22 protein-coding genes are annotated in these 24125 nt (G+C 73.3%); 10 read left to right on the top strand and 12 right to left on the bottom strand.

What is annotated here, in order from left to right:
- Nucleotides 1-41: 41 nt before the first annotated feature.
- From ACLE50_RS10660 to ACLE50_RS10675, 4 genes are all read left to right on the top strand, one after another.
- Nucleotides 42-1565, top strand: coding sequence for a bifunctional phosphatase PAP2/diacylglycerol kinase family protein (locus ACLE50_RS10660; protein ID WP_410943296.1), 1524 nt, complete (start codon nt 42-44; stop codon nt 1563-1565).
- Nucleotides 1562-3088: an amidohydrolase gene (locus ACLE50_RS10665; RefSeq protein ID WP_410943297.1), complete on the top strand. Its 1527-nt coding sequence runs from the start codon at nt 1562-1564 to the stop codon at nt 3086-3088. Before ACLE50_RS10660 ends, ACLE50_RS10665 begins: the two co-directional genes overlap by 4 nt.
- Before the next feature lie 5 nt (nt 3089-3093).
- On the top strand, nt 3094-3747 hold the full coding sequence (locus ACLE50_RS10670; protein ID WP_410943298.1) for a class I SAM-dependent methyltransferase: 654 nt from the start codon (nt 3094-3096) through the stop codon (nt 3745-3747).
- Between the two features lie 63 nt (nt 3748-3810).
- Nucleotides 3811-4986 carry an MFS transporter gene (locus ACLE50_RS10675; RefSeq protein ID WP_410943299.1) on the top strand — a complete coding sequence of 392 codons (1176 nt, stop codon included), beginning with the start codon at nt 3811-3813 and terminating at the stop codon, nt 4984-4986.
- A 140-nt stretch (nt 4987-5126) separates the two neighbouring features.
- On the opposite strand, the gene ACLE50_RS10680 is transcribed toward ACLE50_RS10675, so the two are convergent.
- The 4 genes from ACLE50_RS10680 to mobA form a co-directional block, all read right to left on the bottom strand.
- Nucleotides 5127-6332 (bottom strand): 2Fe-2S iron-sulfur cluster-binding protein, encoded by a 1206-nt coding sequence (locus ACLE50_RS10680; RefSeq protein WP_410943300.1) that lies wholly within the window; start codon nt 6330-6332, stop codon nt 5127-5129.
- Nucleotides 6329-8224, bottom strand: a complete 1896-nt coding sequence (locus ACLE50_RS10685) for an NAD(P)H-dependent oxidoreductase subunit E (protein ID WP_410943301.1) — start codon at nt 8222-8224, stop codon at nt 6329-6331. The genes ACLE50_RS10680 and ACLE50_RS10685 overlap by 4 nt, the downstream gene beginning before the upstream one ends.
- Nucleotides 8225-8227: 3 nt before the next feature.
- Entirely contained in the window at nt 8228-10255 is a 2028-nt protein-coding gene (locus ACLE50_RS10690; protein WP_410943302.1) for a molybdopterin oxidoreductase family protein, read from the bottom strand.
- A gap of 122 nt (nt 10256-10377) precedes the next feature.
- Nucleotides 10378-11187 carry a molybdenum cofactor guanylyltransferase gene (gene mobA, locus ACLE50_RS10695; protein ID WP_410943303.1) on the bottom strand — a complete coding sequence of 270 codons (810 nt, stop codon included), beginning with the start codon at nt 11185-11187 and terminating at the stop codon, nt 10378-10380.
- A 135-nt stretch (nt 11188-11322) separates the two neighbouring features.
- On the opposite strand from mobA, the gene fdhD reads away from it, so the two are divergent.
- Nucleotides 11323-12150 carry a formate dehydrogenase accessory sulfurtransferase FdhD gene (gene fdhD / locus ACLE50_RS10700; protein ID WP_410943304.1) on the top strand — a complete coding sequence of 276 codons (828 nt, stop codon included), beginning with the start codon at nt 11323-11325 and terminating at the stop codon, nt 12148-12150.
- Here fdhD and ACLE50_RS10705 read toward each other — a convergent pair.
- Nucleotides 12120-13130 carry a DMT family transporter gene (locus ACLE50_RS10705; RefSeq protein WP_410943305.1) on the bottom strand — a complete coding sequence of 337 codons (1011 nt, stop codon included), beginning with the start codon at nt 13128-13130 and terminating at the stop codon, nt 12120-12122. The two genes, fdhD and ACLE50_RS10705, sit on opposite strands and share 31 nt — an antisense overlap.
- Nucleotides 13131-13203: 73 nt before the next feature.
- Between ACLE50_RS10705 and ACLE50_RS10710 the strand changes: the two genes are divergently transcribed.
- Nucleotides 13204-14127, top strand: a complete 924-nt coding sequence (locus tag ACLE50_RS10710) for a LysR family transcriptional regulator (RefSeq protein ID WP_410943306.1) — start codon at nt 13204-13206, stop codon at nt 14125-14127.
- A 30-nt stretch (nt 14128-14157) separates the two neighbouring features.
- Here ACLE50_RS10710 and ACLE50_RS10715 read toward each other — a convergent pair whose 3' ends face one another.
- The 5 genes from ACLE50_RS10715 to dop form a co-directional block, all read right to left on the bottom strand.
- Nucleotides 14158-14595 carry an SRPBCC family protein gene (locus ACLE50_RS10715; protein ID WP_410943307.1) on the bottom strand — a complete coding sequence of 146 codons (438 nt, stop codon included), beginning with the start codon at nt 14593-14595 and terminating at the stop codon, nt 14158-14160.
- Nucleotides 14596-14645: 50 nt separating this feature from the next.
- Complete coding sequence (gene prcA, locus ACLE50_RS10720) at nt 14646-15458, bottom strand: proteasome subunit alpha (RefSeq protein WP_410943308.1); 813 nt, start codon at nt 15456-15458, stop codon at nt 14646-14648.
- Between the two features lie 69 nt (nt 15459-15527).
- A complete protein-coding gene (prcB, locus tag ACLE50_RS10725) occupies nt 15528-16433 on the bottom strand; it encodes a proteasome subunit beta (RefSeq protein ID WP_410943309.1) in 906 nt (301 codons plus the stop codon).
- A gap of 134 nt (nt 16434-16567) precedes the next feature.
- Nucleotides 16568-16765 carry a ubiquitin-like protein Pup gene (locus ACLE50_RS10730; protein WP_410943310.1) on the bottom strand — a complete coding sequence of 66 codons (198 nt, stop codon included), beginning with the start codon at nt 16763-16765 and terminating at the stop codon, nt 16568-16570.
- A 166-nt stretch (nt 16766-16931) separates the two neighbouring features.
- Nucleotides 16932-18440: a depupylase/deamidase Dop gene (gene dop / locus ACLE50_RS10735; RefSeq protein WP_410943570.1), complete on the bottom strand. Its 1509-nt coding sequence runs from the start codon at nt 18438-18440 to the stop codon at nt 16932-16934.
- 143 nt (nt 18441-18583) lie between these two features.
- Here dop and ACLE50_RS10740 point away from each other — a divergent pair, with 143 nt between their 5' ends.
- Both ACLE50_RS10740 and ACLE50_RS10745 read left to right on the top strand, forming a co-directional pair.
- Nucleotides 18584-19144: an NUDIX hydrolase gene (locus tag ACLE50_RS10740; RefSeq protein WP_410943311.1), complete on the top strand. Its 561-nt coding sequence runs from the start codon at nt 18584-18586 to the stop codon at nt 19142-19144.
- Between the two features lie 157 nt (nt 19145-19301).
- The gene (locus tag ACLE50_RS10745; RefSeq protein WP_410943312.1) at nt 19302-19541 is read left to right on the top strand and encodes a hypothetical protein; all 240 of its coding nucleotides are present in this window, start codon (nt 19302-19304) and stop codon (nt 19539-19541) included.
- 104 nt (nt 19542-19645) lie between these two features.
- On the opposite strand, the gene lpdA is transcribed toward ACLE50_RS10745, so the two are convergent.
- Both lpdA and ACLE50_RS10755 read right to left on the bottom strand, forming a co-directional pair.
- Entirely contained in the window at nt 19646-21049 is a 1404-nt protein-coding gene (gene lpdA, locus ACLE50_RS10750) for a dihydrolipoyl dehydrogenase (RefSeq protein ID WP_410943313.1), read from the bottom strand.
- Nucleotides 21050-21058: 9 nt separating this feature from the next.
- On the bottom strand, nt 21059-21577 hold the full coding sequence (locus tag ACLE50_RS10755; protein WP_410943314.1) for a MarR family winged helix-turn-helix transcriptional regulator: 519 nt from the start codon (nt 21575-21577) through the stop codon (nt 21059-21061).
- Between the two features lie 93 nt (nt 21578-21670).
- Here ACLE50_RS10755 and ACLE50_RS10760 point away from each other — a divergent pair, with 93 nt between their 5' ends.
- Nucleotides 21671-22228, top strand: coding sequence for a YceI family protein (locus ACLE50_RS10760; RefSeq protein ID WP_410943315.1), 558 nt, complete (start codon nt 21671-21673; stop codon nt 22226-22228).
- A gap of 155 nt (nt 22229-22383) precedes the next feature.
- Nucleotides 22384-24069 carry an SLC13 family permease gene (locus ACLE50_RS10765; protein WP_410943316.1) on the top strand — a complete coding sequence of 562 codons (1686 nt, stop codon included), beginning with the start codon at nt 22384-22386 and terminating at the stop codon, nt 24067-24069.
- The last annotated feature ends 56 nt before the right edge of the window (nt 24070-24125 follow it).

The following is a 24125-nucleotide window of genomic DNA, read 5'->3' on the forward strand; positions in this document are numbered from 1 at the left end:
TCGAGCGCGTCGCACGCCGGTCCCGGCGAGTGGACGGGGGGTTGCGCACGGTCTCCCGCACCGACGAGGTCATCACCGACTTCATCGCGTCCCGTCCGCCGAGCCGGGTGGACGGCGTGTTGCGCAGGCTGACCGCCACCGCCGACCACGGGCTGCTGTGGTTCACCATCGCCGCGCTGCTGGCGGGGAAACGGGGCACGACGCGCCAGGCCGCGTTCCGCGGGGTGGTCTCGATCGGGCTGACGAGTTTCACCGCGAACGCCGTGCTGAAGGAGCTGCTGCCGCGCCGGCGCCCGGCCGCGGCGGAGCTGCCGCCGTACCGGACGATCGCCGACCCGCCGTCCTCGTCGTCGTTCCCGTCCGGGCACGCGGCCTCGGCGGCGGCGTTCGCGACCGCGGTGATGATGGAGAACCGCCGCGCAGGGTCGGTCGTCGTGCCGCTGGCCGCGGTCGTCGGCTGGTCGCGGGTGCACGTGGGCGTGCACTGGACCTCCGACGTGCTCGCCGGGGCCGCGCTGGGCACCGCCGTCGCCGAGACGACGCGGCGCTGGTGGCCGGTCCGCCCCACCGACGAGGCCCGGGCCCGCCCGGTCGACACCGTCCCCACCCTCCCCGACGGGGAGGGCCTGGTGATCGTGTCCAACCCGTACTCCGGGCCGCCGGACCAGGACGTGTCCGAGGAGGTCGCGCGGTACCTGCCCGCTGCGCACCAGGTCGTCGTCGGGGACGGGACGTCGGTGGAGACCCTGCTGACCGACGCGATCGACGAGCTCGGCGAGTGGGTGCAGGCCGTCGGGGTCGCCGGCGGGGACGGGACGGTCGCGACCGCCGCCGCCGTCGCCGACGCGCGCGGGCTGCCGCTGGTCGTCGTGCCGGGCGGGACGCTGAACCACTTCGCCCGCGACGTCGGCGTCTACGACATCCAGGAGGTCGTCGACGCGACGAAGGCCGGTGAGGCCGTCGCCGTGGACCTCGCGCTGGTCGAGGCGCACCCCGGACGGCTCGACGACCCGGCCGACCGGTCGGTCACCCGCACCCGGTTCTTCATCAACACCGCCTCGATCGGCTCCTACCCGGAGCTGGTGCGGCTGCGCGAGCAGTGGCAGCCGCGCTACGGCAAGTGGCCCGCGTTCGCCGCCGCTCTGGTCACCGTGCTGCAGCGGTCCGAGCGGATCAGCGTGCAGATCGACGGGAAGTGGCGGAAGGTCTGGTTCCTGTTCGTCGGCAACGGGCCCTACTTCCCGCGCGGCGCCGTCCCCGCGTGGCGGCCCACGCTGGACTCCGGCCTGCTCGACGTCCGCTACCTGCGCGCGGACATCGCGTTCTCCCGGCTGCGGGCGGTCGTCGCGCTGATCCTCGGCGCGCTCGGGCACAGCCGCGTCTACCACCAGCGCGAGGTGGAGCAGCTCGACGTCGAGCTGCTGGAGCCGAGCATGCTCGCCACCGACGGCGAGGTCGTCGAGGAGGCCGGGCGCTACACCTTCCGGGTGGCACGGCGGCCGATCCCGGTCTACCGCCGCGACGAGTCCCGCTGGACCGGCCGCGTCCGGCCGTTCCTCGGATGAGCCCCGCCGACCTCCGGGCCGGCCCGGTGCTGCTGCGCGACGTCCGCCCGCTGCTGCCCGGCCACTCCGCGCTCGGCGGCCCTGTCGACGTCCTGCTCGACGACGGCCGGATCGCCGCCGTCGGCCCCGCACTGCCCGCGGGCGGCGCCGAGGTCGTCGACGCCGGCGGCCGCGCGCTGCTGCCCGGGCTGTGGGACCACCACGTCCACATGGAGCAGTGGTCGCTGGCCCGCCGCCGCCTCGACGTGTCCGGTGCCCGCTCGGCCCGTGAGGCCGCCGCGCTGGTCGCAGCACGGGTCGCCACCGCCCCGCCGGAGCCCGGCGAGGTGCTGGTCGGGTTCGGGTTCCGTGACGCGTTGTGGCCGGACGAGGCGCACCGCGACCTGCTCGACCCGGTCACCGGTGACGTCCCGGTCGTGCTCGTGTCCGGGGACCTGCACCAGGGTTGGCTGAACGGCGCCGCCTGTTCCCGCTTCGGCCACCGCGGCCACCCGACCGGCCGGATCCGCGAGTCGGAGTTCTTCGCCGTCACCGTCGCGCTGCAGGACGTCCCGGCCACGACGCTGGACGGGTTCGTCGCCGATGCCGTCGCCGCCGCGTCGGCCCGCGGCGTGGTCGGGATCGTCGACTTCGAGGCGTCCTGGTCGCTGCCGCACTGGCGGCGCCGGATCGACGCGGGCACCACCGGCCTGCGCGTCGAGGCCTCGGTGTGGCCGGACCGGCTCGACGACCACGTCGCGACCGGGCTGGGCACCGGCGACGAGGTCCCGGGTACCGGCGGGCTGCTCACCGCCGGCCCGCTGAAGGTCATCACCGACGGGTCGCTGAACACCCGCACCGCCTACTGCTACGACCCCTACCCGGCCCCGCCCGGCGCGGTGCTCGACCACCCGTGCGGGCTGCTGCTCGTCCCGCCGGAGGACCTGGTCCCGTTGCTGCACAAGGCGCACGGCGCCGGGCTGCAGGCGGCGTTGCACGCCATCGGCGACCACGCGAACACCCTGGTCCTCGACGCGTTCGCCGCGACCGGGGCGCGCGGGCGGATCGAGCACGCCCAGCTGCTGACCGACGACGACGTCCCCCGCTTCGCCGATCTCGGTCTCGTCGCGTCGGTGCAGCCCGAGCACGCCCTCGACGACCGCGACGTCGCCGACCGGCTGTGGGCCGGGCGCACGCAGCGCTCGTTCGCCTACCGCTCGCTGCACGACGCCGGGGCCCGGCTCGCGCTCGGCTCCGACGCCCCGGTCGCGCCGCTGGACCCGTGGGTGGCGCTCGCGGCCGCGGTGCACCGCACCGCCGACGACCGGGACCGCTGGCATCCCGAGCAGGAGCTGGGCCGGGCCGTCGCGCTCGGCGCCTCCTACGGTGTCGTCCCCGGATCCGCGGCGATCGCCCCCGGCGCCCGCGCCGACCTGGTGCTCACCGACGCCGACCCCACCGGCTGCGATCCGGTCACGCTGCGGACCATGCCGGTCGCGGCCACGCTCGTGGGTGGCCGGTTCACCCACCGTGCGGGAGTCTGACCGGCGTGCGCACCGTCGACGGGCCCACCGGGCCGGGGGTGCTCGAGGACGTGCCGCTGCCGTCCGGGCCGCTGACCGTGCTGCGCCCCGCCGACCCGGACGCGATGGCGCCCGAGCCGGTGGCCGGTTCCGGGCACGAGGAGATGCACCCGCCGCACTGGGCGCACCTGTGGCCGTCCGGGCGGGCGCTGGCCACCGCGGTCGACCACGCAGGCCCGGCCCGGCTCGGCGGGCGCCGGGTACTGGAGCTGGGCTGCGGGCTCGGGCTGCCGTCGCTGGTCGCGGCCCGGCACGGGGCCGTACCGGTGCTGGCCACCGATCGCTCCCCCGCGGCCGTCGCCTGGGTGGCGGCCAACGCCCGCCGCAACGCGTTGAAGGTCGACACCGCCGTCGCACCGTTCGACACCGCGGACCCGATCGGCGACGACCGTCGCTGGGACCTCGTCCTGGCCGCCGACGTGCTCTACGGCGCCGCCGCGGCCGACGCGCTCACCGCGCTGCTCCCCCGGCTGACCAGCCGTCGCGCCGCGGTGTGGCTGGCCGACCCGGGGCGGCCGGAGACCCCGCGCTGGCTCGACGACGCCCGTGAACGCTGGACGGTCCGGACCCGCCCACTGCCGCACGGCGTCGACCTGCACGTACTGCGCCGCCGTCCCTGACCGGGCAGCATGATCGTTGCATCCTGCACCGGAGGAGGAGTCATCGCTCGCCTGTCACCGGCCGTGGCCGCCTCCGGGCTGGCCGCGACGTTCGCCGTCGTCATGCTCGGGGCCACGCTGCCCACCCCGATGTACGTGCTCTACCAGCAGGAGCTGCAGTTCTCCCCGGTCACCCAGACCGTGATCTTCGCCGTCTACGCGGTCGGCGTGCTGGGCGCGCTGCTGCTCGCCGGTCGCTGGTCCGACCAGCTCGGCCGGCGCCCGCTGCTGCTCGCCGGCATCGTGTTCTCGCTGGTCAGCAGCCTGGTGTTCCTGCCGGCCGGGCCCGTGTGGGTGCTGCTGGTCGGCCGGTTGCTGTCCGGGGTCTCGGCAGGGATCTTCGCCGGCGCGGCGACGGCGGCGATCATCGAGGCCGCCCCGGAGTCCTGGCACGGGCGCGGCCCGGCGGTCGCCACCGCGGCCAACATGGGCGGGCTGGGCCTCGGACCGGTGCTGGCCGGGCTGGCGGTGGAGTACCTGCCGGCGCCGCTGCAGCTGTCCTACGCGGTGCACGCGGTGCTGGTCGGGCTGTGCGCGCTGCTGGTGTACCTGGCCCCGGAGACGGTGACGCCGGTCGAGCGCCCGTCGCTGCGCCCGCAGGCCGTCGAGGTCCCCGCCGACGTGCGCACCGTGTTCGCGCTCGCCGCCACCGCGGGGTTCGCCGGGTTCGCCGTGCTGGGGCTGTTCACCGCGGTGTCGCCGCGGATCGTGTCCGAGCTGGTCGGGAGCCCGAGCCACGTGCTGGCCGGGGTGCCCTCGCTGCTGCTGCTCGGCGCGTCGGTGGTCACCCAGATCGCGGTGCGCCGGTTCGGCACCGACCGCACCCTCGACGTCGGCTGTGTGCTGCTCGTCGCCGGGGTGCTGCTGATCGCGCTGTCGGTGGCGCAGGGGTCGTTGGCCGAGCTGCTGGCCGGTGCGGTGGTCGCCGGGGCCGGGCAGGGCATGGCGTTCTCGAAGGGGCTGGCCGCGGTGAACGCGCGGGTCGAGGCGCACCGGAGGGCCGGGACGACGTCGTCGTACTTCGTGGTCTGCTACGTCGCGATCTCGCTGCCGGTCGTCGGCGTCGGGGCGGCGAGCCAGGCCTGGGGGCTGCGGACGGCCGGGGTGGTGTTCTGCCTGCTGGTGGCGGTCCTGGCGGCCGTGGCGCTCGCGGCGCTGCTGGTGCTGCAGCGCCGGGAACACCGCGCCCCCGCGCGCTGAGCAACACCGCGCTGAGCGACGCCGGAACCCCACCACCCGACATGCCCCGAGGGGCACCCTCGCTCCCGCGGGCGGTGACGAGGGTGCCCCTCGGGGCAGCGGGCCGGTGTCGGGTGGCCGGGGCGGTGCCCGGTAGCGGGTCAGACCTCCGGCAGGTTCTGCACGTGCCGGAACCCGAATCGGCCCTTGATGCACAGGTGTCCGTGGGTCACCGAGTGGTCCGCCGGGCTGGTGACGTTGACGATCTCGTTGTCCTGCACGTGCAGCTCCAGGTTGCAGCCGACCCCGCAGAACGAGCAGACCGTCGTCGTGACCGTCTCCTCCTCCGGCTTCCACTCGCCGGCCTCGCGCCGGTCGTACTCGGCGACCGACTTGAGCGCCCCGGTCGGGCAGACGCCGATGCAGTTGCCGCAGTAGACGCACGCCGAGTCGGGCAGCTCGACGTTGTTCTCGGTGGCGATCCGGGCGTCGAACCCGCGCCCGGCCGCGGCGATGGCGAACGTGAACTGGGCATCCGAGCCGCAGGCGTGCGTGCACTTGTAGCACATGATGCAGCGCGCGTAGTCCCGCACGTAGAGGTCGTTGTCGACCTTCACCGGCTGGTCGACGGTGGCCCGGGTGGCACCGTCCGGCGGGTGGTGGTGCCCGGCGTGCAGCCGGTCCCGCTCCCCCGCCGCGGCGGGCGGCGCCGGTGGCCCGTAGCGCTCCGGGTCGACGCCGTACTCGCTCATCCAGCGCTGTACGTCGGCGCTGGTCTCGCCCATGTCCACCGACGACGCGAGCAGCTCCAGCACCATCCTGCGGTTGTGCCGCACCCGCTCGGTGTCGGTCTGCACCTCCATGCCGTCCTCGCACTTGCGGGCGCACGACGGCGCCAGCGTCCGGCCACCGACGTCGACGACGCACACCCGGCAGGCGTTGATCGGATCCATGTTCGGCGCCCAGCACAACGTCGGCGTGTCGGCCTGTTCGGGCGTGCCCTCGCTGTGCAGGGCGTCCAGGACCGTGGAGCCCTCCGGGACGCGGACCTCGGTGCCGTCCAGGGAGACCTTCACGGTGCGCCGGATCTGCCCGAGCATCACCGGGCCGCCGACCTCCAGGCGTTCGGCCGGGCCGGGCGCGGCGCCCGCCGGGTCCGCGACGGTCACGCCGACGGGGCCCGCCCCGTTCTCCCGGCGCAGCGTCTCCACACCTTCCCCGGCCCCCGGGCCGGCACCGGGGGTCTCGGCACCTGCGTGCCCGTTGCCCGCGTCGGCCTCCGCGGCGCCGTCGACGCCGGGTACCGGGGCGCTCGACCCCGCACCGGGCCCGACGGCGGGTCCCTTGCCGCTGCTGGTCGTGGTCATCGGTCACCTCCGTGGCCGTTGGTCTCCGGAGCGCCCCGCCGCGGCGCGGCGATCAGCCCGAGGTCGATCGCGGACATCACCGCCGACGGCGCGGTCTGCCCGAGCCCGCAGATCGAGGAGTCCCGCATGACGCGGGCGAGGTCGTCGAGCAGGGCCAGCTCGGTCTCCCGGGACCCGATCGGTGCGTTGCGTTCCAGCCGGGCCAGAGCCTCCTCCTGCCGGACCGTGCCGACCCGGCAGGGCACGCACTGCCCGCACGACTCGTCGCGGAAGAACGCCGCGATCCGGCGCAGCGTCCCGGTCAGGTCGGCGCCGGAGTCGAACACCAGCACGACGCCCGAGCCCAGCGTGGCCCCGATGTCGCGGGTGCCCTCCATGGTGAGCGGCACGTCGAGGTCCGCCGGCATCACGAACCCGCCGGCCGCCCCGCCCAGCAGGATGGTGCGCAGCTCCCCGCGGGTGCCGCCCGCCAGGTCGAGCAGCTCGCGCAGCGTGGTGCCGAAGTCGACCTCGTAGACCCCCGGGGTCCCGACGGCGCCGGCCACGCAGAACAGCTTCGACCCGGTGGAGCGACCACCCCCGACCTCGGCGAACGCCTGCCCGCCGATGGAGAGGACCTCCAGCACGTTGTAGAGGGTCTCGACATTGTTGATCGCCGTCGGCTTGCCGAACAGGCCCACTTGGGCCGGGAACGGCGGCTTGTTCCGCGGCTCCCCGCGGTAGCCCTCCAGCGACTGCAGCAGCGCCGTCTCCTCCCCGCAGATGTAGGCGCCCGCGCCGCGGCGCAGCTCGATGTCGAAGGCGAACCCCTCGCCCATGACGTCGTCGCCGAGGTAGCCGCGCGAGCGCGCGGCCGCGATGGCGTCCTGCAGCCGCCGGGTGGCGAGCGGGTACTCGCCGCGGATGTAGATGTGCCCCGTGGTCGCGCCGGTGACGTAGCCGCCGATCGTCATGGCCTCGATCAGGCCGAACGGGTCGCCCTCCATCAGCACCCGGTCCTTGAAGGTGCCGGGCTCGGACTCGTCGGCGTTGCACACCATGTGGTGCGGGCGTTCCGGCGCCTGCGCCACGCCCTCCCACTTGACGCCGGTGGGGAACGCGGCGCCGCCGCGGCCCATCAGCGACGAGTCCTTCAGCTCGGTGATCACCCGGGACGGGCCCAGGTCGATCGCCCGGCGCAGCGCCGCATAGCCGCCCTGGGCGCGGTAGTCGTCCAGCGAGGACGGGTCGACCACCCCGACCCGGCGCAGCAGCCGCAGGTGCTGCCCGGTCCCGGCCTGCGGCGCGCTGACCGTGGCGTCGGCGAACACCCGGTCGGCGGCCTCGGCCTGCTCACCGGTGCCGTCGTACGGGGCGGTCGCCGCGCCCAGCACGTCGTCCGGGGTGGCCGGGGCCTGCGAGAGGTCCGGTTCCCCGGCGCGCTGCTGCAGCACCGCCGGTGCCCGTTCGCACAGCCCCAGACACGGGCTGCGCACCACGCAGGCCCGCTCGGGGTCGAGCCGGCCCTCCAGCTCGGAGATGATCTCCTCACCGCCGTACGGGCCGCAGGCGACGTCGTCGCACACGTGGACCACGCGCGGTGCCCGTGGCTCGACGGAGAACATCGCGTAGAACGTCGCGACGCCGTACACCTCCGCCGGCGGGACCCCGAGGACCCGTGCGACGTGGTTGAGCGCCCCCTCCGAGAGCCAGCCCTCGGCGTCGTGCACGGCGTGCAGCAGCGGCAGCAGCAGGTGCCGCTCCGACCGCAGTGCGTGGCCCGCGTGCTTGGAACGGGTCGGGCGGTCGTCCGCGGTACGGACGGCCGCGGACGGTGCGAGCAGCGCGAACTCGGTGTCGATCGCCTCCCGCTCGCCGGCGCTCGGCTCGGCCGAGGACAGGTGCAGGTCCATCCGCTACTCCCCCGCCACCGGCAGCCTGCCGGCAGCTGTGTCGTGTCCGGCCGCCGACACGTGCCCGTTCGCGGAGCCGTGCCCGTTCGCGGAGCCGGCCCGGTCCGGGTCGGTGACCTTCTCGATCCGCACGGCCGTGGCCTTGAACTCCGAGGTCCCCGACTTGGGGTCCCAGGCGTCGTTGGTCAGGACGTTGACGTCGACCTCCTCGCTGAAGTGCGGGGTGAACGAGGCCAGCCCGGGCCGCAGCGACGGGTCGACCCAGATCGGCGCCTGCACCGAGCCGCGGCGGCTGGACACCGTGACCAGGTCGCCGTCGACGATCCCGAGCCGCTCGGCGTCGGCGCGGTCGATGCGCAGCGACTCGCGGCGGCGCAGCGGCGAGGAGTACCCGCCGGTCTGCACGCCGGAGTTGTAGGCGTCGAGCACCCGCACCGTGGTGAGCCGGATCGGGAAGTCCTCGTCGAGCGCGTCGATCGGCGGGACGTGGGTGACCGGCGTGAACGGCGCCGGGGTCCCCAGCTTCTCCGGGTCGGTCTCCCACAGCCGGGCGTGCAGCAGCGGCGTGCCCGGGTGGTCGAGCGTCGGGCACGGCCACTGGATGCCGCCGAGCTCCTCCAGCCGCTCGTAGGTCATGCCGTGGTGCCAGTTCAGCGACACCGACCGCAGCTCGTCCCACACCTGCTCGGCCGTCGGGGTGCCCCAGTCGTGCCCGAGGCGCCGCGCGACGTCGCAGATGATGTGGGTGTCCGGGCGGGCCTGGCCCGGCGGGTCGAGCGCCTTGCGGACGCGCTGCACGCGCCGCTCGGAGTTGGTGACGGTGCCCTCGTACTCGCACCAATCCGACGACGCCGGCAGCACGACGTCGGCCAGCTCCGCGGTCGCGGTCAGGAACACGTCCTGCACGACGAGGTGGTCGAGCGACTCCAGCATGTGCCGGGCGTGGGTGGCGTTGGCCTCGGACTCCGCCGGGTTCTCCCCGATGCAGTACAGCGCGCTCAGCTCGCCGCGCTCCATCGCCTCGAACATCTCCGACAGGTGCATCCCCTTGGTCGAGGGGATCGGTTCGCCCTGGTAGACGGCCTCGAACCGGGCTCGGGCCTCGTCGTCGGACACGTCGTAGCCGCCCGGCAGCTTCGCCGGGATCGAGCCCATGTCGCCGCCGCCCTGCACGTTGTTCTGCCCGCGCAGCGGGACCAGCCCGGAGCCGTAGCGGCCCACGTGCCCGGTCAGCAGCGACAGGTTGATCAGCGCGAAGACGTAGTCGGCGGCGTTGTGGTGCTCGGTGATGCCCAGCGTCCAGCAGATCTGGGCGCGGTCGGCGCGGGCGTAGGCGTGCGCCAGCTCGCGGATCGAGGCCGCCGGGACGCCGGTGACCTCCTCGCCGCGCTCGAGCGTCCACTCCTCCACCGACGCCTTGTAGTCCTCGAAGCCGCTGGTGGCGCGGTCGACGAAGGCGTGGTTCACCAGCCCGGCATGGATGATCTCGCGGCCGATCGTGTTGGCCAGCGCGATGTCGGTGCCGACGTCGAGACCGAGCCAGGAGTCGGCCCACTGCGCGGTCGAGGTGTGCCGCGGGTCCACCGAGTACATGCGGGCGCCGTTGCGGATGCCCTGCAGCACGTGGTGGAAGAAGATCGGGTGCGTTTCACGGGCGTTGCTGCCCCAGAGCACGAGCAGATCCGCGTGCTCGGCCTCCACATAGGAGGAGGTGCCGCCACCGGCACCGAACACTGCCGTCAGACCGACGACCGAGGGGGCGTGTCAAGTGCGGTTGCAGCTGTCGACGTTGTTGCTGCCCATCACCGCCCGCGCGAACTTCTGCGCGGTGTAGTTCATCTCGTTGGTCGCCTTCGAGCAGCTGAACATGCCGAAGCGATCCGGGGTGACGCCGCGGAACCCGCCGGCGGCGCGGTCGAGGGCCTCCTCCCACGTGGCGGGGCGCAGGCGCCCGTTCTCGCGGACCAGCGGCTCGGTGATGCGGGGGTGGCGGGGACGGAACTTGCGGCGGTTCGGGACGGTGCTCGTCATCGTCGGCCTCCCGGCGTGGACGTGCCCCGGACGGGACTGGGATGTGTCCGGGACCACACGACGATACGACCCCGATGAGTCCCGCGTCACACACCCGCGGGGGAGGTCGAGGGGGAGAGCGATCAGGCCGGGACGAGCACGTCCCCGGTGACCAGCGGGAACTCCGGCGGCAGCGGATCCTGCGGCCCCACGGAAGGATCGGCGAGCCGCACCGGGCCCAGCGCGCCCGCGGTGGCGGCGCGGGCCGCGCGGGCGGCCCCGTGCTCCTCGACCGTGACCTCCGGCGGGGGCAGCGCGAGCGCGGCCGCGAACTCCTCCGGGGTGTTGACGTTGGTCAGCGACGCCAGCTGTGGGTCGAGCCGGGAGAGCACCGGGTCGGCGAACAGCTCGTCCTCGGTCAGGTGCCGCACGTCGCAGCGGGCGAACAGCGACGGCGGCCGCCCCTCCCCGGCCGCGGTCAGGTCGGCGATCACCGGGGCGAGCGTGGTCCGGTATGCCGCGGCGAGCGGCTGGCGGTGGCCGAGGGCCTTCGGCAGGACGACGTCGTGCTGCTCGATCCGGTCCAGGACCCGGGCGGCGTAGGCCGGATGCAGCAGCGGCAGGTCGACCGAGGCGACGAACGCGGCCTCGGCCCGGTCGCCGACGGCGCGCAGCCCCACCCCGATCGCCGGGAGCGGGCCCAGGTCGGGGACGGGGTCGTCGCACACCTCGACGCGGCCGGCGAGCCACGCCGGGCACGGCGGCAGCTGCTGCCCGGCCGCCCGGACGACGACCAGCGGGCCGTCCACCGCCCGCCCCAGCACCGCGACCGTGCGGGTCAGCAGCGGGACACCGTGCCAGTCCAGATCCGCCTTGGGCCGTCCCATCCGCGACGACCGGCCACCGGCCAGCACGATCGCGGCGCCGGGGCGGCGTTCGCCGTGAGCACCCACACGATGATCGTAGGCGTACCCTGGAGGACGTCCGCCCTGGTGGCGGGCACTCGCGGGATCCGGGCTCGATCCGAGCCGGATCCGAGACTGTTCCGACGGCCCGATGGGGGAGATTCACGTGACGGGGAGCGCACGATGGGACGGCTGACGGTACGCCGTCCGGTGCTTCGCCTCACTCCGGACGGTGGCACCCGGCAGCGCCCGGACACGCTGGTGTCCGAGGAGCCGCTGGAGATCCGGGTCGGCGGCAAGCCGCTGTCGGTGACGATGCGGACCCCGGGCCACGACGTGGAGCTCGCGCACGGGTTCCTGCTCACCGAGGGCGTCATCGCCACCGAGTCCGACGTGGCGGGCGCCCGCTACTGCAACTCGGTCGACGAGGACGGGCACAACACCTACAACGTGCTCGACGTCGACCTCGCCGCCGGTGTCGCGCCGCCGGACGCGTCGGTGGAGCGGAACTTCTACACCACGTCGTCGTGCGGTGTGTGCGGGAAGGCGTCGCTGGACGCGGTGAAGCTGAAGACCCGGCACTCCCCCGCCGAGGACCCGCTGCGGATCAAGCGCGAGACACTGATCTCGCTGCCGGACCGGCTGCGGGAGAACCAGAAGGTCTTCGGCTCCACCGGTGGCCTGCACGCCGCGGCGCTCTTCGACGCCGACGGCGAGCTGCTGGTCGCGCGCGAGGACGTCGGCCGGCACAACGCCGTCGACAAGGTCCTGGGCCGCATGCTCATGGACGGCCGGATCCCCGCCTCGGAGACCATCCTGCAGGTCTCCGGGCGGGCGTCGTTCGAGCTGGTGCAGAAGGCCGTCATGGCCGGTGTGCCGATGCTCGCCGCGGTGTCCGCGCCGTCGTCGCTGGCGGTCGAGCTGGCCGAGGAGTCCGGGATGACCCTCGTCGGCTTCCTGCGCGGGGAGACCGGGAACGTCTACACCGGCTCCGAGCGCATCGAGCTCTGATCCCGGCTCGCCCGTGCCGCACGGGGCGGGCGAGCCACCCAGGCGACGGTTCCGACGACGACCACGCAGCCCAGCACCTGCCACACGTTCAGCTGCTCGCCGAGCACGATCATGCCGAACACCACCGACAGCACCGGGTGGGCCAGCAGCAGCGCCGAGGCGGTGCCCGAGGGCAGCCCGGCCGAGCCGCGGCCGATCAGGAGCCAGGACACGACCTGCCCGGTCAGCGCCAGCACGATCAGCCAGGCCCAGCTGTGCGCGGGCAGCGACACCTCGATCCCACCGGTCAGCAGGCCCGCGACGCCGCTGACGACGCCTGCGGCGACGGTCGCGAGCATCACCGGGGTCACCATGTGCCGCGGCTGCTGCTGCGCCGCGGTGCGGTTGAGGTAGAGGAACCCGGAGTACGCGACCCCGGCCAGGGTGCCGAGCAGCGCGCCGTGCACCGGGTCCGGTCCGCTGACCCCGGCGCCGAGGGCTCCCCCGGCGAGCGCGATGCCGCCCAGCAGCAGCGGCGCGGCGAGCAGCAGCCGCGGCGCGATCTTCTCCCGGGCCACGGCCCAGGCGATCAGCGGCAGCGCGACGACCTGCACGTTCAGTACGACGTTCGCGATGCCCGCGCCCGACTCCAGGACCGCGCGGGTCCACAGCAGGAAGTCCGCGCCCAGGAACAGCCCCGACAGCAGCGCACGGCCGACGTACCGCAGCGACACCGCACCGTGCCGCCGGTACTCCGCGACCGCCCACGGGACCAGCACGACCAGCGCCAGCGCGCAGCGCCAGAACGACGCCGTCGCGGCGCCGGTGTCGGCCAGCGCGACGAGGATGCCGGTCCAGGACAGGACGGCGGCACCCATCAGGAGCGAGCCTGCGGACTGCAGGTCGAACCCTGCGCGGGCGGTCGACGACGGAGCGTGGTCGGCGGTTGCGGTCGGTGTGGATGCGGACACAGTCGGGTCGAGTCGGGTCGGTGCGGACATGACAACCACGATGCCGTCGCCAACCACAAACTTCCAATGAGTGTTTCTGCGGTGTTCCGCTAAGATTGCCTACGTGATTTCGTGGGAGCGTCTCCGGGTGTTCGACGCCATCGCCGAGCACGGCTCGGTCGGATCGGCGGCCGAGGCCCTGCACATCACCGGCCCGGCCGTCACCCAGCAGCTGCGCAAGCTCGAACGCGAGACCGGCAGCAAGCTCGTCGAGCCCGACGGGCGCGGCATCCGCCTCACCGCGGCCGGTTACGTCCTGGCCCGGCACGCCCGCGAGGTCGCGGGGTCGGTCGCCGACGCCCAGCGCGAGCTGGCGGGATTGCAGGACGAGGTCGCCGGGCCGCTGCGGATCGGGTCGCTCGCCAGCGCACTGCGCGCGCTCATGCCCGAGGTGCTCAACGTGCTCACCGCCGCGCACCCGCGGCTGGTCCCGAGCCTGCGCGACGGCGAGGTGTTCGACCTGCTGCCCGCGCTGCGCTCCCGCGACCTCGACGCGGTGCTGCTGGAGAGCTGGACCAACCGGCCCGAGCGGATCCCGGCCGGGGTCCGGACGACGACGCTGGTCACCGAGCCGGTCATGCTCGCCGTCCCCGAGGACCATGCGATCGCCGACCGCTACCCCGCCCCGCTCGCCGAGCTGGCCGGCGAGGTGTGGACCTCGTGCCCGGTCGGGACCGGGGCCTACGGGGCGCTGGTGCAGCTGATGCGCACCCACCACGTCGAGCCGGACATCCGGTACCTGGTCACCGACTTCACCACCCAGCTCAGCCTGGTACGGGCCGGCCTGGCCATCGCGACGGTGCCGGGCATCGCCGCGGTCCCGCCGCCGCCCGGGGTGCGGTTCCTGTCGTGCGTGCCCGCGATCGGGCGGTCACTGGTCGTCGCGACCCGGGAGCAGGACACCGAGCTGCCCGCACTGCAGGCGCTGATCGGGGCACTGCGCGACGCGGCGCGGACAGCAGTGGAGGCGGCCCCGGAGCCGAGCTGAGGGCTCCCGGGCCGGTGCCGAGCCCGCGGCTCAGCGCTGCCGTGCGTGCAGGTGGCGCAGCAGGTTCGCGGCGAAGCGGTCCCCGGTCGCGTCCATCGTCGCGCGCATCGTGCGCTCCACGACCGGGGCCGCGAGCCGGGACAGCGGCATGTCGACGGTCAGCGTCAGCGCGATCTGCAGATGGGTCGCCGGTGTCCCGTCGGCCTCGGGCTCGGCGTCGGTGAGCGTGTAGTGCCCCTCGGCGCCGGCCCACTCGGTCACCCCTGGCGGCGGGTCGTGGGTGAAGTCGATCGACTTCCCCTCGGTGAAGACCATCCGCTCGGTGAACACCGGCTTGATCCCGACCCCGAGCACGGCGAGGCGCACCATGTGCCAGCGCCAGCGGTCGCCGTCGGCCTCGATCCGGTTGAGCAGCGGGGTCAGCTTCGGGAGCACGACCGGGTCGGTGAGGACCTTCCAGATCGCCATCCGGTCCGCGAGGACGACCGCCTCGGACTCGGTCGTGGCCGAGAACCCGGTCAGGACGACCCGCCCTCGTCGAGCGCGCCCCCCGCGGCCGGGGAGTCGTCGCCACCGGCGATGTCGGCCTCGCCGTCGGCGGTGCCGCGGTTCGCGGCCGGGAGCAGCTCGGTCAGCGCGTCGCCCTCGATCCGGCGGAACGTGCGGCGCGGCCGGGAGCGGTCGAGGATCGCGACCTCGAGCGCGTCCGCGCCCAGCAGCCGCGGCTCGGAGCTGCCGTTCCCCGACGACGCCGGGTCCGCCCCGGGCACCTGCAGCCCGCCGAGCGCGACGCCGATCGCGCCGGGCAGGTCCAGGTCGTGGTCGTAGGTCTCCCCCAGCTTGGTGGAGATCGGCTCGGTCTGGCCGCCCATCACGATGTAGCGCGGCTCGTCGGTGATCGAGCCGTCGTAGGTGATGCGGTAGAGGTGGTCGTCGGCCTGCCGGGCGCCGACGTCGGCGACGCACAGCTCCACCTCGAACGGCTTCTGCTGCTCGACGAAGCTGGTGCCCAGCACCTGCGCGTAGGCGTTGGCCAGCATCCGGCCGGTGACGTCGCGGCGGTCGTAGGTGAAGCCGCGGAAGTCCGCCATCCGGATCCCGGCGGTCCGCAGGTTCTCGAACTCGTTGTACCGGCCGACGGCGGCGAAGCCGATCCGGTCGTAGATCTCCGAGACCTTGCGCAGCGAGGTGCCGCGGTTCTCGGCGACGAACAACACGCCGCCGGAGTAGGTCAGCGCCACGACGCTGCGGCCGCGGCTGATGCCCTTGCGGGCCAGCTCGGACCGGTCGCGCAGCAGCTGGTCGACGGAGGAGTAGAACGGCATCGTCATGGGAAGCGCTCCAGTGGCTCGTGCTCGGCGGGGCTCCGCGGAACCGCCGCGGGGTGCGGGGGTCGGGGCCTAGCGGGGTCCGCCGGGACGCTCGCGGCGCCCGGCGATCACCTCGTCGACCACGGCGGCGATCTCCGGCTCCTCGCGCCGGTGGGCGCCCTCGGCGGTGATCGCGACGACCACCGGGTAGATCTTCCGGACGGTGTCCGGGCCGCCGGTGGCGGTGTCGTCGTCGGCGGCGTCGTAGAGCGCCTCGACGGCCGTGCGCACCGCACCGGACAGGTCGGCGCCGGCGTCGTAGAGCTTCTTGAGCGAGGACTTCGCGAACACCGAGCCGGAGCCGACGGCGTGGAAGCCGAGGTGCTCGTCGTAGCGGCCGCCGGTGGGGTCGAAGGTGACGATCCGGCCGGCCTGCGCGGGCTCGGCCTCGGTGTCGTACCCGGCGAACAGCGGGACCACGACGAAGCCCTGCATGGCGGCACCGAGGTTCTGGCGCACCATCCCGGCGAGCTTGTTGGCCTTGCCGTCGAGCGACAGCGGCACGTACTCGGTCTTCTCGTAGTGCTCGAGGTCCACGCTGAACAGCCGGACCATCTCCAGCGCGATGCCCGCGGAGCCGGCGATGCCGACCGCGGAGAACTCGTCGGTGACGAAGACCTTCTCGATGTCGCGCTGGGCGATCACGTTGCCCGAGGTCGCGCGCCGGTCACCGGCGATGACGACGCCGTCGGCGAAGGTCAGCGCGACGATCGTGGTGCCGTGCGGGACGCCGAGACGGTCCGCGGTGCTCGATCCGGACGCGGCGGGCATCGGGGCGGACGCGGTGCCGGCACCGGGAAGCAGGTGCGGCGCGGCGGAGCCGAGGAAGTCGGTGAAGGACTGCGAACCGGTGCGGAAGCCGTCGAGGCCGCCGGAGCGGTGGCCGGACAGCGGGTCGGCGGATCCTGCGGGGTGGGCCGGCGGCCGGAACTCCATGATCGGGGACGAGCCTCTCGTTCTCGGGTCGTACGCCGGCGGTTCCGCCTGAGGCGGCCTGCTCCGGCACGGCCGGGCCCGCACTTCCCGCGGGCCCGGCCGGGACGGTTACTGCTGCTGCCGGACGGGCGGCGTCACTCGCCGCCCTTCTGCACGTAGGACCGGACGAAGTCCTCCGCGTTCTCCTCCAGCACGTCGTCGATCTCGTCGAGGATGGTGTCGACGTCCTCGCCGAGCTTCTCGCGGCGCTCCTGTCCGGCTCCGGACTCGGCCTCGGCCGACTCGTCGTCGCCGTCGCCACCGCCCTGGCGTTTGGTCTGCTCCTGCGACATGACGCCTCCTCATCCCTTGCGAGGTCCCGGCCGAGCTGATCGGCGGGTACGGGTCCCACCTTACCGACCGGGACCGACAAAATCGCCTGTTCCGTGCTCCGGAGGTGGCGTGCGCGTCACCACGTGTGCACGCGCGGTGAACCTCCGCGCCCGTACCGGGGCGGGGTCAGTGCGCGGTCAGCTTGTCCACCAGCTCCTCGGCGCTGGACACCGCGTCGAACAGCTCCCCCACGTGCTTACGGGTGCCGCGCAACGGTTCCAGCGTCGGGATCCGGACCAGGGACTCGCGTCCGAGGTCGAAGATGACCGAGTCCCAGGACGCGGCGGCCACCTCCACCGGGTAACGCCGCATGCACGACCCGCGGAAGAACGCCCGGGTGTCCTCCGGGGGCTCGGTCACCGCGGCGGCGACCTCCTCCTCGGTGACCAGCCTGCGCATCGACCCGCGGGTGACGAGCCGGTTGTAGAGGCCCTTGGCCAGCCGCACGTCGGAGTACTGCAGGTCGACCATGCCCAGGCGCCCGGACGCCCAGCTCAGCCCGTCGCGTTCGCGGTAGGCCTCGAGCAGCTTGAGCTTCGCGGTCCAGTCCAGCCGGTCCGCGGTGAGCATCGGGTCGCGCTCGAGGTCGGCGAGCACCGACTCCCACTCCTCGACGACCTCGCGGGTGTCGGAGTCCCACTGGCCGCGGTCGGCCGAGACGGTCTCCTCCAGGTAGGCCACGGCGCGGGCGCAGTACTCCTGCTGCAGCTGCAGCCCGGTCATCTTCCGCCCGTCGGCCAGGTCCACGGTCCGCTGCAGCGACGGGTCGTGGCTGATCCGGGCCACGGACTTGACCGGCTCGGCCAGGCGCAGGTCCTCGAAGCTGCGGCCGTGCTCGATCATGTCCAGCACCAGCGCGGTGGTGCCGACCTTCAGCAGCGTGGCGACCTCGGAGAGGTTCGCGTCGCCGATGATCACGTGCAGCCTGCGGTACTTGTCGGCGTCGGCGTGCGGCTCGTCGCGGGTGTTGATGATGCCGCGCTTGAGCGTGGTCTCCAGGCCGACCTCGACCTCGATGTAGTCCGAGCGCTGCGCGAGCTGGTAGCCGGGCTCGTCGCCCTGCTGGCCCAGGCCGACCCGCCCGGTGCCGCACACGACCTGCCGGGACACGAAGAACGGCGTGAGCCCGCCGACGATCGCCGGGAACGAGGTCGTGCGGGCCATCAGGTAGTTCTCGTGCGAGCCGTAGCTCGCGCCCTTGCCGTCGACGTTGTTCTTGTACAGCTGCATCCGCGGCGCACCGGGCACGGTGGCGGCCCGGTTCGCGGCCTCCAGCATGATCCGCTCGCCTGCCTTGTCCCACACCACGGCGTCGCGCGGGGTGAGGACCTCCGGCGTCGAGTACTCGGGGTGGGCGTGGTCGACGTAGAGCCGGGCGCCGTTGGTGAGGATGACGTTGGCGGCGCCCAGGTCGTCGAGGTCGGTGTCGAGCTGCGGGGCCAGCGACGGCGCCGAGAGGTCGAAGCCGCGGGCGTCGCGCAGCGGGGACTCCACCTCGTAGTCCCAGCGGGCGCGCCGGTTGCGTGGGATGTCCGCGGCGGCGGCGTAGGCGAGCACGACCTGGGTGGAGGTCACGACGGGGTTGGCCGTCGGGTCCCCCGGCACCGCGATGCCGTACTCGACCTCGGTGCCCATGATCCGGCGGGCGGTCACGACCGGTTCCCTGCACGAGACTGCATCCGCCGAGCCTAACCGCCACGGCTACCCGCACGCCCGAGATCGAGCGGCGCGCCACCCCCGCTCGGTGGGCGGCGATCGGTGGGGGAACCATCTCCGGGATGAGCACCGACCCGCGCCGCGAGCGCATCACCGTCTTCGACGCCGCGGGCTCCCCCGCCGGCGTCGCCGAGCGCGGCGAGGTCTACGACCGCTCGCTGTGGCACGCGACGACCGCGATCGCGCTGCGCAGCACCGACGGCGGCCGGGTCTACGTGCACCGCCGCACCGACACCAAGCTCGTGATGCCCGGGCTGTGGGACTGCTGGGCCGGCGGCGTGCTCGACGAGGGTGAGACCCCGGACGGCTGCGCGGCCCGGGAACTGGCCGAGGAGCTCGGCGTCACCGGGGTGTCGCTGGAGAAACTGTTCACCGTCGCCTTCGACGCCCGCGCGCTGGGCATCGACACCGGGCCCGGCTCCGGCCCGGACGGGCTGCGCGCCCACGTGCACGCCTACCAGGCGTTCTCCGACGGCCCGGTCTCCCACCAGGCCTCCGAGGTGGCCGAGGGGGCCTGGTGGACCCTCGACGAGCTGCGCGGACGCCTCGCCGACCCGGCGTGGCCCTGGGTGCCCGACGGCGCCTGGGTCGCCCGCCGCTGGCTGGCCTCATCCGTCGGTTAGGGTCCGTCGCCCGGTCGTTTACCCCTGGGTAACATGCGTCACCCGCCTGCTGGATCGGTTAACACCACGGGGGGTGGGTGACGACGTCCCGGGAAGGCGCCGACGTGGTCGCCGATGAGGTACCCGAACGCCACGAGAAGTAACCCAGGAGCCCACCATGGTCAGCATCTCGGTCTCGGCCCGCTCCCTCGCCGCCGCCCGGCTGATCGACCCGGAGGTGTCGACGGCCGCGGTCCGCGCCGCCGTCGAGGCCGCCGTCGCCGCCGACCGCCGCGAGTCCGCGTCGCCGCGTGACCTGTCCGCTACGACCCGCCGCGAGCACAGCGCCCGCCGCGAGCCGAGCCGCGCCACCCCGGCCGTCGACGCGGCCGCCGCCGAGCGGGCCGCGGACGTCTGAGCCTCCGCACTCCCCCGGGCCGCCCCTGCGCGGACGCGCCCCCGGACGCATCGGAGCCCCGGCACCCGCTACGGGTGCCGGGGCTCCGGTCGTGCGCGGGTGCCTCAGAGGTTGATCATGTGGCCGGCGAGGCCGTGGATGGCCTCCTGCAGGCCCTCCGACAGCGTCGGGTGCGCGTGCACGTTGCGCGCCATCTCGTGCACGGTCAGGTCCCACTTCTGGGCCAGGGTCAGCTCCGGCAGCAGCTCGGTGGCCTCGGCGCCGATGATGTGCCCGCCGAGCAGCTCGCCGTGGGTGTCGTCGGAGATCAGCTTGATGAAGCCGTTCGGCTCCGCCATGCCCTGCGCCTTGCCGTTCGCGGTGTACGGGAAGGTGGCGACGTTGACCTTCCAGCCCTTCTCGTCGGCGAGCTCCCGGGCCTCGGCCTCGGTGTAGCCGAAGCTCGCGACCTGCGGATTGCAGAACGTCGCGCGCGGCATCATCTTGTAGTCGAGTTCCTGGGTCTCTGCGTCGGCCAGGGTCTCGGCCGCGACGACGCCCTGGGCCTCGGCCACGTGGGCGAGCATCAGCTTCGCGGTGACGTCGCCGATCGCGTACACGTGGTCGACGTTGGTGCGCATCCGGTCGTCGATCGCGATGGCGCCACGCTCGGTGAGCTCCACGCCCAGCTTGTCCAGGCCGTAGCCGTCGACCCGCGGGGCGAACCCGATGGCCTGCACGACCTTGTCGGCGCGCAGCTCCTCGGTGCCCTTGTCCGAGGACACGGTGACGGTGACGCCCGAGCCGTCGTCGGTGATCTTCTCGACCTTGGTCGAGGTCCGGACGGTGACGCCGAGCTTCTTGTAGCGCTTGAGCAGCTCCTTGGAGACGTCGGCGTCCTCCAGCGGCAGGAGCCGGTCCAGGAACTCGACGATCGTGACGTCGACGCCGTAGTTGGCCAGGACGTAGGCGAACTCGACGCCGATCGCGCCGGCGCCTGCGATGATGACGCTCTCCGGCAGCTCGCGGGTGAGGATCTGCTCCTCGTAGGTCACGACGCGCTCGGACAGCGAGGTGCCCGGCAGCAGCTTGACCGTGGAGCCCGCGGCGATGATGACGTCGTCGTAGGTGACGGTCTCGGTGCCGCCCTTGGACAGCTCGACCTGGATCTCACCGGGCCCGGTGAACCGGCCGTAGCCGTCGAACTCGGTGATCTTGTTCTTCTTCATGAGGAAGTGGACGCCCTTGACGCGGCCGTCCGCGACCGTGCGGCTGCGGTCCCACGCGACGCCGAAGTCGGCGGTCACCTCACCGGAGAAGCCGAAGGTCTTCTGCTCCTTCTGCACGATGTGGGCCAGCTCGGCGTTGCGCAGCAGCGCCTTCGACGGGATGCAGCCGACGTTCAGGCAGACCCCGCCCCAGTACTTCTCCTCGATCACCGCCACGCTCCGGCCGAGCTGGGCGGCGCGGATGGCCGCCACATATCCACCGGGTCCGGCACCGAGTACGACGACGTCGAAATGAGGCATGTGCCCAGCCTAGGACGCGCGTACGGCATCCGGCCCGTCCGGGCCCGCGTCCTCGCTCACCGGCCACTCCGCGCCGTCGGACAGATGGGCGACGACGGTCTCGCAGGCGTCGCGCAGCGCGGCCTGCTGGGCGGGGCTCAGTGCGTCGAACACGGCCTCGCGGACGCTCTCGACGTGGTCGGGTGCCGCGTCGGCCAGCACCCGGAACCCCTCGTCGGTCAGTACGGCGAGCTGCCCCCGCCTGTCCGACGGGCATGCCCGCCGTTCGATCCAGCCGGTCTGCTCCATCCGGGCCACCGCGTGTGAGACGCGGCTGCGCGAGGACATCGCGGAGTCGGCCAGCACGCTCATCCGCAGGGTGCGGTCCGGCGCCTCGGAGAGCCGGACGAGGATCTCGTAGTACGCCTGGGGCATGCCCGCGCCGGCCTGCAGGCGCCGCTCGACCTTCTCCGAGACCAGCCGCTGCGCGGCCAGGAAGGCCCGCCAGGTCTGCTGTTCGGTGTCATCGAGCCAGCGCGTGTGTTCCACGTCACCCTCCGGAATCATTGAGCACTCACATTGTTGTTCATAGTATTGCTCTCAACAAGTGAGAGTTCAACCAGTTTAACGGAGGATGTCGACATGACCACAGCCACGAAGATCCCCGGCTACGTCGCGGGCACCTGGGACATCGACCCGGTCCACTCCGACGTCTCCTTCGTCGTCCGTCACATGATGGTCAGCAAGGTCCGCGGCGGGTTCGAGAAGGTCTCCGGCGAGATCATCACCGGTGAGGCCATCGAGGACTCGACGGTCATCGCCACCATCGACGCCACCACCCTGACCACCGGCAACGACCAGCGTGACGAGCACGTCCGGTCCAACGACTTCTTCGACACCGCGACCTACCCCGAGTGGACGTTCGCCTCCACCGGGCTCGCCGCCAAGGGTGACGACTACGTCCTCACCGGCGACCTCACGATCAAGGGTGTCACGAAGTCCGTGCAGCTCGACCTCGAGCTGGGCGGCTTCGGCCCCGACGCGTGGGGCGGCACCCGGGCCGGCTTCACCGCCACCGGCTCGATCAACCGTTCCGACTTCGGTGTGGACATCTCCCTGCCGATGGACGGCGGCGGCGTCGTCGTCAGCGAGAAGGTCGGCGTGGAGCTCGAGATCCAGGCCGTGCTGCGCACCTCCTGAGCACTCCCCCGCACGTCCGCCGAGCCCCGGCCCGCATTTCGCGGGACCGGGGCTCGCGTGTGTGTGCTGCCCGAACTGTGCCAAACACCGCATATCGGATGTTCCGGTACGTTCGGGACCGGGGAGACCGTCCCCCGGACAAGGGGGTCCGCAGCATGTCCACGACCGAGTCCACCGACGACGCCCGAACCACCGACGACTCCGCGCCACCGGGCCGGGCCGGCCCGGGCGGCCCGCCGGCGGGGTCCGGGGGAAATACCTCGGCCGACGGCCGTTCCCCGCGCACCACCTGGGCGCTGCGCGCGCTCGGGCTCGGTCTCGCCGGGCTGACCTGGCTGCTGCTCGGCGCCGCGGACACCCTGGCGCCGGAGGCCCGGATGGTGGCCGCGGTCGGCGTCCTCATGGCCGCTTGGTGGGTGACCGAGGCGATCCCGCTCTCGGCCACTGCGCTGCTGCCGATCGTGGCGTTCCCGCTGTTCGGCGTGGTGGGGGTCGGGGACACGACCGCGAACTACGGCGACCCGATCGTCTTCCTGTTCATGGGCGGGTTCCTCATCGCGATCGCGATGCAGAAGTGGCAGCTGCACCGGCGGATCGCGCTGCTCACGCTGCTCACGGTCGGGACGACACCCACCCGGATCGTGCTCGGCATCATGATCGCGACCGGGTTCCTGTCGATGTGGGTGTCCAACACCGCGACCACCCTGATGATGCTGCCGATCGCGCTGTCGGTCCTGGCACTGGTCGCCGAGCGCGCGGGTGGCGCAGGCGACGCCGTACGGCGGGGCGCCCCGATCAGCGAGACGGTGCGCGACCCGGCGGTGCGGACGTTCGGCGTCGGCCTGGTGCTCTCGGTCGCGTGGGCGTCGTCGATCGGCGGCCTCGGCACCCTGCTGGGCAGCCCGCCGAACGCGATCGTCGCCGCCTACGTCTCCGACGAACTCGGCCGCGAGATCGGCTTCCTCGGCTGGATGCAGCTGGGCGTGCCGATCGCCGTGGTGTTCATCGGCGTCGCGTGGTTCCTCATCACCCGGTTCCTGTTCCGCACGACGCTCACCGAGATCCCCGGCGGCCGCGAGATGATCACCGGGCAGCTGGCGGAGATGGGCCCGGTCAGCCCCGCGGAGAAACGGGTGCTCGCGGTGTTCGCCGGTGCCGCGTTCCTCTGGATCGTGCCGGGCATCCTGTCCGAGTTCGCCGCCGTCGAGGCCGTGCTGCCGTGGATCGGCGACCTGAACGACACCGCGATCGCCATCGCCGCAGGCGTGGCGCTGTTCCTGATCCCGGCCGGCTCGGTGCCGCCCGGTGAGGCCCGGTCCGGGGAGGCACCGAACACCGGGCGGCCGTTCCGGATGCTGCTGGTCTGGGAGGATGCGCAGAAGGGCCTGCCCTGGGGCGTGCTGGTGCTCTTCGGCGGTGGCCTCGCCCTCGCCGGTGCGGTCGCCTCCAGCGGGCTCGACGAGTTCATCGGCGCCAGCGTCGCCGGTCTCGGCGTGCTGCCGATCCTCCTGCTGGTCGCCGCGGTCGTGACGATCGTGCTGTTCCTGACCGAGGTCACCAGCAACACCGCGACCGCCGCGACGTTCATCCCGGTCCTCGGCGGGGTCGCCCTCGGCATCGGCGCCGACTCGATGACCCTGCTGATCCCGGCCGCACTGGCTGCGACGTGCGCGTTCATGCTCCCGGTCGGGACGCCGCCGAACGCGATCGTCTTCGGCTCCGGGGTGGTCACCATCGGTCAGATGGCCCGCGGCGGGATGGCGCTGAACGTCGTCGGCGTCATCGTGATCACGCTGTTCGCGTGGCTGCTCGGCGGCTGGGCACTGGGCCTGCAGTTCTGATGCCGGCCCGGCACGCGACCGGCCCCGCCGCGACTGCGACGGGGCCGGTGCGGTGC

The organism is Pseudonocardia phyllosphaerae (genome assembly GCF_046546475.1).
Lineage (GTDB): Bacteria > Actinomycetota > Actinomycetes > Mycobacteriales > Pseudonocardiaceae > Pseudonocardia > Pseudonocardia phyllosphaerae.